Source organism: Saccharospirillum impatiens DSM 12546 (assembly GCF_000423605.1).
In the GTDB taxonomy this organism is placed as follows: Bacteria; Pseudomonadota; Gammaproteobacteria; order Pseudomonadales; family Natronospirillaceae; genus Saccharospirillum; species Saccharospirillum impatiens.
Window position 1 is genome coordinate 1 of the sequence record NZ_AUIH01000073.1, and the last position, 10,154, is coordinate 10,154.

Here is a 10,154-nt window from a genome sequence, read left to right on the forward strand (position 1 = left end):
GCCGAGACCGTTTTAACACCATGGCCCTTACACTTGACCCTTGGCAACCGAGCGTGCAGGTAAGTAGCAAACTGCATGGTATCCAGATGGCGCCAGGTCCGGGATTCACGTTCATCGTGTTTTGGACATAATGTTCCGCACTCAGGACACGCGCCAGTGGAGTCGACATACTCAATCTCGATATCGACTCGGCTATTGGCCATGTTGAGGTCTACCGAGCTTGTCTCCCAGGGCGAATGAATACCCAGAAGCAGTGCATAATGCTCTTCGATTTCCACAGAAAGACTCCCCGTAAATTCGGTATGATCAAGTCCTGATTATACTGGATTTCCACAGGAAACTACGAAGAGCCATAAAATATAACCTGTGGGATGTTAGTGGGGATGGCACAGCAACAGGGTCGCCAGATCGAGGCAAGTTGGATGGCCACCCTGGGCAGCGTTCGACAAGGCCAATCAGGCTTTTTTTAGTCCTATTGCCCGGCACTTCTGGCAGTAGTGAAACTGAACAGTGAATCCCCAGCGATACAGACGTGAGCCTCTTGGTTCTACCGTGCTGCTGTAACGTACTTCAGAATCTCAACCACTTGCTCAGGTGTTTGTGCCCACGCCATAGCCGATGCATCTACTTCTTTCAGCGGGTGGATAATGTCATCGTTATGCAGCGTGACATAGGGCGTGCCCATGGCGGCACAAAAACCGGCATCAAAGGCCGCGTTCCACTGTTTGTATTTATCGCCAAAGCGAATCACCGCCAGGTCGCATTGCTCCAGCATCGTTTTGGTGCGAATGCTGTTCACCTTGGATGACTGGTGATCACGCCAAAAGGCCACATCCGGCTTGCTCAGCATGTCGCCCGCCGCGTCGCTGGCATCGTGGTCGGTAACCGGTGCGGTGAATTCCACCGGCAAGCCGGCGGCTTCGGCCCCGGCTTGAATCTGCTCGCGCCAATCGGTGTGTATTTCGCCAGAAAGATAGACAGTCCAGATCATTTACGTCTCCTAAGGTGTCATTGAATCGGGTTGATGGGGTAGGTTTAAACCGCTAAAACCCTACCATAGCATGGCAACGTCGCGAATTTCAGCCCACTACCAGTGCCGCGTTCCCGGGGCACCCTTGATCTGACCCTCCAGGTTCGGGGTCACCCAACCACCATAAAAATCGCCTGGCTGTGGGATGACGCGCATATCGCCGACCCAGGCTTCGTCCATCTTCCCGGCATAGAAGGCGATGTAGCCCGCCAGCGGTGCAAAGCGATCTGTGGGGCTTTCATAGGTCCAGGCCGCCCGCTTGGCGATGGCTTCCCCAACGACGACATCAAAATAGCGTGCGTTACCTTTCCATTCACAAAAGCTGGTGCCTGCAGCGGCCTGAAGCGATGCGATGACATCCGCTCTGGGCAGGTAGTAGGTAGGCGCGTGATGGGTTTCCAGCACCCGCAAGGCCTGGGTGGATTCGGCTACCTGTTGGCCGCCAAGGTATACCCTGATTTGCTGTGATACGGGCTCCAATGCAGGCGGGCGTGGGTAGGACTGGACGTTTTCGCGTGGTATGGATGTCATGGCTGGGTACCTTGGTCGTCGCTCAATACGGGCTGTGTTGTTGGTCGGCCCTTTGGACCTTGTGTAGCCAGAGGTACTAAAGTCATGCCGCCCCGCTGTAGTACACTGTGGCAGTTTAATGAATGCTCACCAGAGAAACGAATGTCAACGGAAACCACGACCACCCCCGACGCCCCCTGGAACCTAACCCTCGCTGGCTGGCTACTGCTATGTGTCGTTATCGCCGCGATACTGGCCGTTATTCTGCCGGGGTTTCCTGCGGCTATTGCCGGTGGCCTGATCTGGCTGGTCGCTATCCTGCTCAAAGGCGGTGGAATCAAAGGGGCGCAACGGGTTCAGGTGATTGTTATGCTCAGCATAGGCAGTCTGGGCTTGGCGGCTGGCCTGCTGAACGGTGCCGGGAGCCACCATCTGCTTCGGGCACTTGAGGCCAACCAGATGGTGATTGCCATGCTCATCGGCGTAAGTTTTCTGCGTTTGGTCTCCTCCGGCGAACTCAATTCAAGTGACACCCTGCCAAGGGGCCGGAAGGCACTGCTTAGCACCCTGGCGGGGCCGCATCTGTTTGGCTCGGTGATCAACATGTCGGCCTTGTTCATCGTCGGGGATCGGCTCAGTCGACAGCAGCCATTGTCTACCCTGCAAGCCCTGATCATGAGCCGGGCGTTTAGTCTGTGCGCTCACTGGTCGCCGTTTTTTGCGGCCATGGGTGTCGCCCTGATCAATGCTCCCGGTGCGCAATTAACCACGCTTTCCAGCGTGGGCGTGCCTTTGTCGTTGTTCATGCTGGGTTACACCTATTGGGAGTTGAGCCGCGCGCCCGAGGCGAACCAATTGACTGGATACCCGCTCAACCCCGGTTCACTCTGGCTGCCGTTGTTGCTCGCCGCGCTGGTGATGGTGAGCCACCAGATATGGCCAGAGGTGCCGGTACTGACACTGGTGACGCTTATTGCCTTGCTGGTTGCGCTCAGCTGGTCTGTTTTACGCGAAGGTCTGTCCAGTGTTTACAAGAGTATCCAGCACGTTCAAACGGCACTGCCGCGTCAGGGCAATGAAGTCATGCTGTTTCTTGGCGCAGCCGTACTCGGTGCCGGTGTGGCTGCCTTACTGGACTCGTTTGACATTCAACTCAGTTTCGCAACCTTTGGGGCTCATCAGGCCTTCGTGGTGCTGCTGATCATGGTCACTCTGGCGATGGTCGGCATGCACCCGGTGACGTCGGTGACACTGGTTGGCAGCTTGTTGGCACCCGTCGTGGACGACCCCAACTTGCTGGCTTTGGTGTTTTTGATGACCTGGGCCTTTGGTGCCGGGATCTCACCTTTTTCGGGCTTGCAACTCAGTTTGCTCTCGCGGTACCAGATTAATGCTTTATCGATGCTGCGGCGTAATTGGCGCTACGCGCTGGTGTTGTTGGCGGCGGATTACCTGGCCCTGCTGCTGTATGGTTGGCTCTCACAGTAACGCGAGACCTTAGGGCGTCTGCCAACAAGTCAGCACACCCATTTACCACCATGTCGTCTGCCGGTTGGCGTTCTGCGTCGTTAGTCATCAAGCCTTAAACCAAGCTTGATGGGTCTTCTCTTCCTTGCGGCCTACGATACGGCAGGCGCTCGTTTGCCTTGGAATCCGGATGCCGATGACAGAATCGATTCTCTTTTAGCCAATACCAACGGCATTCGAGTCAGCGGCTCTTTCGCACAGGTTGATGGAACCGATGCAAATCAGTTTGCCATCCTTGGCGATGATGGTGCCGCTCTTACCGTGCTTGAAGGAGGCATGCCGCCAAGAGTCTCTACCATGATAGAAGTAGACGGCGGTTTCTGTATGGGTGCAAACAGTGCTTTCATCATCAGTGGGCAGATTGGCAATAGCATTGGCTGCCTGGACGATGACCTCAACTGGCTCTGGTGACTTGCCGGTATGAAACAGAGCCTTTTTTGATCATCGAAGGGCATCCATTAACATGGGTGAGCGCCAAACTGGGTAAAGCGTTGTATCAGTCAAACTCGCTCTACTACTCAACTATGAGCTGTGTTGATGAGTTGTTCAGAGGCTCCCTAGCTGAAGCCCAACCTTCTGACATGGATCAAGGTCGTTGTTTGAGCTTCAGCTAGTATTAAATGGATAGTACTCACATAACGGCAGAAGTAGGTCGCCCAATGTCAACCGGAAAAAATTCCAAATCGCCCGATAACCGCGATGATGTAGATCGGGGCGATACTGCCCAAGATCTCGCACCGGCAGCTATTGCCGAATCTACAGCAAAAGAGAGCACAAAAGGTGCACAGGCTGCACTTGAAGTCGTGCTGAGAGAGATATCCGCTAAAGGCAGGCATGAGGCCGAACTCGGCGAGATCGAGCAGGTTTCCAATCAGCTCAGCGCCATACTGTCGGGTGCCTCGCCAGATGACGTGGCACTGCTAAGACGCACACTGTCACGTGAAGAGTTTAACCGCACCTCTCAACTCGGTTCAGACTCCGACGATGAACTGCGTCCGGACTGGCGCGAGAGCAAATACCCCTACCGTAATCGGCTGCGCCGGAAATCCTACGAAAAACAGAAATACAACCTGCAGGTGGAGTTGCTTAAGTTGCAACGCTGGGTCAAGGAGACCGGTGCCCGCGTTATCATCCTGTTTGAAGGGCGTGATGCGGCGGGCAAGGGTGGTACCATCAAGCGTTTTATGGAACACCTCAACCCCCGGGGTGCGCGAGTCATCGCTCTGGAAAAACCAACCATTGCTGAGCAGGGTCAATGGTATTTCCAGCGTTATGTAAACCACTTGCCGACCGCAGGTGAGATTGTGCTGTTCGACCGCTCCTGGTACAACCGGGCTGGTGTCGAACGAGTCATGGGCTTTTGCGCCGATGAAGATTACCGAGAATTCATGCGCCAGTCTCCCGACTTCGAGCGCAACCTGGTGCGCTCTGGCATTCACTTAATCAAATTCTGGTTCTCGGTCACGCGTGAAGAGCAGCGTCGGCGATTTACAGAACGGGAATCACACCCACTCAAACAGTGGAAACTGAGCCCTATCGACCGCGCCTCGCTCGACAAATGGTATGAATACACCAAAGCAAAAGAAGCCATGTTCTTTCAAACCGATACCTCGGAAGCGCCCTGGATTGTGATTAAATCCGACTGCAAAAAGCGAGCGCGACTGAATGCGATGCGCTATGTTCTGAGCCAATTCGACTACCCGAACAAAGACATCCACCGAATGGGATCCATTGATCCGCTTATCGTCAATCGGGCGGCGACGCATCGTGCGGTGACTTGACCACCGCACCTCACTTTTCATTGGCGAAGCGCTGGCTATTTAGAACCGGAGGCAGTGTAGACACCCATTTTGGTTGTTTCTTAAGATGGGTGTCTTCGGAACCCATTTTTACTGTGCATGGCCAGCTAGAGTTTGGCCAATCGGGGTGACCGCTAGAATCGTGCGCTGAGGTTCAACCCAAGGGCCCTATAGGTCTCCGGCGGTGCGTCGAGTCCGCCATAGGGATTACCACGCCATTGCCATTCGGCTTCCAGCGAAGAACGCTTGAAGTGGTACCCCCCGCCTACGGAAACATGATAGGCCACAGCTTCCAGTTCCGGCTGGTAGTCTCGCAGTCGCGTTTCCTGGAATTGCCCCATTCCGACAAACCCCGTCCAGCCCTGGCGATCGAGATTAACCCCGGTATGAATGTCCAATGCGAACCCGTCTAACCGCAACGATGGATTGTCACGATTCACGGTCTGATAGACGGTTCCGCCGATTCGGAAATACTGATGGGCGGCTGACAGATGCACCCGGGGGCCGAGAAACACGTGGCGCGACTCGGAATCCGCATAAGACAACGTCATCGCCTGAGTTCCGATACCAACACTCAGGTTTCTGTCCTCCGCCATTGCACCTACGGCCACTGAGCCGAGGCACAGTGCGATCACACCCTGGCGAATGCCATTCAACCCGGGCGATTTACCCTTGTGTTTCATCACAAAGTCGCTCCTTAAATTCATGGATGAACCAGAATCAAAAAAGGCCGCAACGATCTGGGCAGTCGATGCAGCCAATAAAACCAAGCGATTGAGGCAATTCAATCGCTGGTTACCTGAGGATTTCAGACGTTATTCGACCTTGCGGATGAGTGACAGTCCTTCAAAGTTTTCGTAACCGTGAACACCGATGTACCAAGTGCCTTCGGCCGGGTTCTCAATGACGCAGCTTTCCTCGTTGCCGTCTTCAAATGGGCGGCAATCGTAGGTCTTGCGGCTGACGTCCGAACCGTGGCGCACATAGAGGTCGGCATCGCCCTGGCCACGTGCGATGCTGATGCTCAACTGGCTGTCGCCGACTTTAACGTCCTGGGTGTAACGTAGCCACTGGCCTTTGCTGGCGGTGAGGTCGTCGTCCTGTTCGGTTACGCCGTCATTGGCTGGCGCTTCAACTGTCGCGATCAGCGTTACACCGGAGTAGTCGGTGTATGGGTCCAGCATGATGTACCAGTCGCCCTGCTGCGGATGGCTGAAGCTGCACAGTTCGTTGTTGCCTTGACGGTAAGGACGGCAGTCATGGTTGGTCAGGCTCGGCTCTTCTGCATGTTTGACGTACAGATCGGCATCGCCCGGGCCGCCACTGATCTGGATGTCCAGTTTTGTCGCGCCTTCGGGAACAGCGATGCGGTAAGCCACGTCATCCGGTGCGGCTTTGGTGTCCGCCAGACCCGTCTCGGCCACGCCGCTTTCCAGGTCGATCAGTACCGGCTCGTTGGTGTCGGTGGAACAGCCTTGTTGCTGCAGGTAATCGTGTGCGGCTTTTGCCTGGATCAGGCCGTGGCCGTAGTAGATGTCACGCCCGCCGGAGCCAAGGTCGATTGCGGTGCTGTTCAGGGCGTTGCGCACATCCTGAGCCGAGCACCCCTGGTTGTTGCTCCACACCAGTGCGGACACACCGGCCACGTGCGGTGTCGCCATGGAAGTGCCGTTAAAATAAGCGTATCGGCCGCCTGGAATGGTGGAGCGTACGCTCACGCCCGGCGCGGCGATTTCAACCTGGCTATTGTATTGAGAGAAGTTGGCCCGGTTGTTATTGCTGTCTGTCGCCGCGACGGAATACACAGGTTCGTAGGACGCCGGATAGGAGAAGCTGTTGTTGCCGTCGTTCCCGGCGGCCGCGACCAGCAGCATGCCATTGTCGTAGAAGTTCTGCATAGCCTGCAGTTCGGACCGGCTGGAACCCGGGCCGCCCAGGCTCATGTTGACCACAGAGGCGCCAGAGTCGGAGCACTGCTCGATGGCCTGAATCAGGTCTGAACCGTAGGCCCAGTCGCCGTTGTTGTTGAAGATTTTAACGATGTGCAGGCCGAGTTGACCGGAAGGGTTCACCCCGACCACACCGATGCCGTTGCCACCCAGCGCCGCGATAGTACCCGCAACATGAGTGCCGTGGCCGTTGCCATCATGGTTCCAGTTGCCTGCGTATTGGCTGGTGACACCGCCGGTAACGCCGCCGCTTTGCAGGTCCGGATGATTGATGTCGTAGCCGCTGTCGATGATGCAGACTGTTGAACCCGAGGCGGCGGCGTCGCTGAGTTGATTGGCCTGAACACGGTTGATGCCGTAGGGCGTTTCTTCCGCCAGCAGATAGCGGACCGGGTCTGGTTCGACATAGGCGACGGCTTCTTCGTTGCGCAGTTGCTCGACCTGATCCTCATTCAGCTCGGCGACACTGGCTTGCAAGTCGTTCAGGTGCATCAGTGAAGTGGCACCGCCGGCACGCGACAGAATGCGATCCGCCGAGCGGGTTGAGAAGGTGCCATTGCTGCGTTGCAGGCTGGATTTGCGTTCATCGTATTTGATGATGTAGCGCCCGGTTTCGCTGATTTTGCCGGCATTGAAGTCCGCGCCGTTGTTAGGCGTGGTTTCGTTTTGTGTCGCGTCGTTGGTGCCTTCGGTGTCAACCGGGCGGGCGTTACCATTCAGATCGAGACACCCGGCCAGTGCAAAAGCGGAGACGCCAGCGCAGGCCATTAAAAGGGAGTTGTTCTTAAGCATTCCTTCACCGTCCATTGTTTATTGTGTTTACGTCCAACGCCACTGCGATACTCTGTACAGGGCGATAAAAGGGGGCGCAATACTGACGGTTCAGTGACAGTTTTCTGAGACTTGAGTAACAAACTTTTGACCGTTTGGTGACATTCGAGCGATTTAAAGAACTTCATCACAAGAAGTAAGTGAAGTAGTACAAAACAATCAATGGGACCCAGGCAGGATCGATGAAATATTTTCACCAGTGAGGCTTGCTTGGCTCAAAACTAAGGTGATTCGAAGGGTTCGCTTTGAAGCGAGTGGACCTAAAATGTGGACCTAAAGTGGACACGCATTGGTGTAGTTGACGCCTTTTTTATCTATGCAGTTCTTTATACAGCGTTATCGAAACGGGCCGTCAGAGGGTTTGCACCGCTTCGCGGCAGCTATTCACTGCACCAAATTGTTCCCGACACATTGGTGGAAGGCTCGGTTTAAATCATGGGCCTTACTGGATAAAACCGCCCTGGCAACCTGCCTTTTCTTAATAGCTTCCCCAGAGTTGACAGTCGGCCTCCGGATTTACTCTGATTTCTGCTAGGGTAGGTGTTCTAATGGTCACGGGTGCGTGGGTGAGTACAGTGAGGGAAAACAGGAACTGGTCTGAGTTTGATGTGTGTAAGCACCCCTCCCTGCACGCTGATGCTGCAGCCTTGCTGATGAACACCTTCCAGGCTAAAGGCATTACATCCTGGCCTAATATTGAATCTGCGCGCCAGACGCTTGATGAGTGCATTGCAGTTCCAAACCTGTGTCTGGGCATGCTCATTGATGGCAAGTTAGCCGGGTGGGTGGGTCTACGGCCAATGTATGACAAGACCTGGGAGCTGCACCCTTTGGTTGTTGCACCTGCGCAGCAAGGGCAGGGCGTCGGTAAAGCACTGCTGCAAACTCTGGAGCAACGAGCCAAAGCACAGGGGTTGATCGGTATTGTCCTGGGGACGGACGACGAGCTGTTTGAAACCAGCCTGTCACAAACGGACCTCAACGGCAGCAATGTACTTGCTGAATTGAAGCGGTTATCCAACAGGGCCCGTCATCCGTTCGAATTCTACCAAAAGTGCGGCTACAGCGTTATCGGGGCGGTTCCCAACGCCAATGGCAAGAACAAACCCGATATCATGATGTGGAAAGATCTGAGTGCGGATGGAGTATAGTCACTGCCATTATGAGGCTGTTGTGGCTGCCCTTTTAGGGCTGCTACCTAGGGTGCCCTGTGAGCTGGGAACTCAAAGTGGGGTTGTATTGTTGTCGGCAGTTATGTGGCTATCCTGTCAGTTCGAAACAGACCCCAGGAAATTATCTGACAACGGGTATTTGAGATAGGGGGAGAGCTATCAGTGGATAGTACTTGATAGTCAGCTATTGTGCGTGTCCTAATAAGTTATGTTTGTACGCAATTCCTACTGCTCAAGTAAATTCAGCTCTCTCAGTAATTCCTCCACCTCGTCGTCTTCGATGCCAAGCAGTCTGAATTGCCGCGCGATGTTTCTGAGATAGTCTGCGCTGAAACCCAGAAAACCAGAGCCATTCGCCAGGTAGTCAAGTTGCTCCGTTCGGCTCAGTTCAGGCTCGATCAGTTCTGCATCATAGTCGGCAACAAAGGTTAGGGCATCGACGGTGTCTTCACCGATTTGAGCGGAAACAAATACGGGGAAATAGGCCGGCCCGATAAACTCACGGCACCAGAGGATATCGGTTTCCCTCTCAATGGCTTCCCTGTTGATGCGAAACGCCAGCCCCTCGCATTCACCGCCTGCGTCCAACGCAGCCATAAGGCCAGGTGCTTCACGCGTGCCTCGTGCCCCATGAATGTCTTTCAATATGAAACGGCGTTGATAGCCCTCAACCCGGGCTCGCCTGACCTCAGTAAACTGAATGGCCGGGTCCCACATGAGCGATCCATAGGCGAATACCCAAAGATCCTCCGAGCGATGCTCGGCCAGTGCTTCTTCTCTGATCGCATTGCGGTGTTCATCCGTGTGCCACCAGCCTGTGGGCAACCCTCTGTCGATCAGTATGTTGGCGAGCTTGGTGATCGAAAAGTCCCGAAAGAAGGAGTCTTCTGGTCTCGTGATCAGCTCAGCGAGTTCAGGGTGATGAGAGAATGGGTCTTTGGTCATTATTGAACCTGAAAAACGTCAATAAAATACAAGAGAAACAGCGGGCTAGAACCGACATAGGCTCCCTGGATTTCGTCGTTAGAGCCGCCCTAGTTAGTGCCCGTCCATAAACGGCTAAGCTTCTGAAAATAAAAGAAAAATCTCGATCAGAGGGTTAAAAAGGCCCTAATACTTTGTAGAATTGTCTTCGACAAAAAAGCAAAGCACAAAGAAAAGGGCCTTACCATGCGAGAATCCCGCACGGCACAGAACAGTTTATTTGATGTGTATGCACCACACAAGTTTGGCTTGTTCCTTAGTAATCTATCGCGGGTGCTGGACGCTCACCCGGAGATACTCCCATTGCTGGAGGAAGACTTCCGCGCTGAAAATACACAGGTTACGGGACGAA

10 protein-coding genes are annotated in these 10,154 nt (G+C 54.5%); 4 read left to right on the plus strand and 6 right to left on the minus strand.

The genetic code is table 11. The features are described from left to right. The 3 genes from G565_RS26540 to G565_RS0119185 all read right to left on the minus strand — a co-directional run. On the minus strand, positions 1–278 hold a 278-nt coding region (locus tag G565_RS26540; RefSeq protein WP_169579683.1), incomplete at its 3' end, for a transposase family protein. 269 nt (positions 279–547) lie between these two features. Continuing rightward, positions 548–991, minus strand: a complete 444-nt coding sequence (locus G565_RS0119180) for a YtoQ family protein (RefSeq protein ID WP_028672292.1) — start codon at positions 989–991, stop codon at positions 548–550. A gap of 96 nt (positions 992–1,087) precedes the next feature. Further along, the gene (locus tag G565_RS0119185) at positions 1,088–1,561 is read right to left on the minus strand and encodes a DUF427 domain-containing protein (protein ID WP_028672293.1); all 474 of its coding nucleotides are present in this window, start codon (positions 1,559–1,561) and stop codon (positions 1,088–1,090) included. Positions 1,562–1,702: 141 nt separating this feature from the next. On the opposite strand from G565_RS0119185, the gene G565_RS24990 reads away from it, so the two are divergent. From G565_RS24990 to ppk2, 3 genes are all read left to right on the plus strand, one after another. After that, a complete protein-coding gene (locus G565_RS24990) occupies positions 1,703–3,028 on the plus strand; it encodes a hypothetical protein (RefSeq protein ID WP_051208280.1) in 1,326 nt (441 codons plus the stop codon). A gap of 153 nt (positions 3,029–3,181) precedes the next feature. Next, positions 3,182–3,478: a hypothetical protein gene (locus G565_RS0119195; protein WP_028672294.1), complete on the plus strand. Its 297-nt coding sequence runs from the start codon at positions 3,182–3,184 to the stop codon at positions 3,476–3,478. Positions 3,479–3,726: 248 nt separating this feature from the next. Beyond that, positions 3,727–4,848 carry a polyphosphate kinase 2 gene (ppk2, locus tag G565_RS0119200; protein ID WP_051208281.1) on the plus strand — a complete coding sequence of 374 codons (1,122 nt, stop codon included), beginning with the start codon at positions 3,727–3,729 and terminating at the stop codon, positions 4,846–4,848. 152 nt (positions 4,849–5,000) lie between these two features. Here the strand turns inward: ppk2 and G565_RS0119205 are convergent, their stop codons facing one another. Beyond that, on the minus strand, positions 5,001–5,552 hold the full coding sequence (locus tag G565_RS0119205) for a hypothetical protein (protein ID WP_157600162.1): 552 nt from the start codon (positions 5,550–5,552) through the stop codon (positions 5,001–5,003). Positions 5,553–5,681: 129 nt separating this feature from the next. After that, positions 5,682–7,607, minus strand: a complete 1,926-nt coding sequence (locus G565_RS24995; RefSeq protein ID WP_169579684.1) for a S8 family serine peptidase — start codon at positions 7,605–7,607, stop codon at positions 5,682–5,684. 587 nt (positions 7,608–8,194) lie between these two features. Here G565_RS24995 and aac(6') point away from each other — a divergent pair. Next, positions 8,195–8,797 (plus strand): AAC(6')-Ia family aminoglycoside 6'-N-acetyltransferase, encoded by a 603-nt coding sequence (gene aac(6') / locus G565_RS0119215; protein ID WP_051208285.1) that lies wholly within the window; start codon positions 8,195–8,197, stop codon positions 8,795–8,797. Between the two features lie 246 nt (positions 8,798–9,043). On the opposite strand, the gene G565_RS25000 is transcribed toward aac(6'), so the two are convergent. Then, a complete protein-coding gene (locus G565_RS25000) occupies positions 9,044–9,763 on the minus strand; it encodes a gamma-glutamylcyclotransferase (protein ID WP_051208287.1) in 720 nt (239 codons plus the stop codon). Positions 9,764–10,154 lie beyond the last annotated feature (391 nt).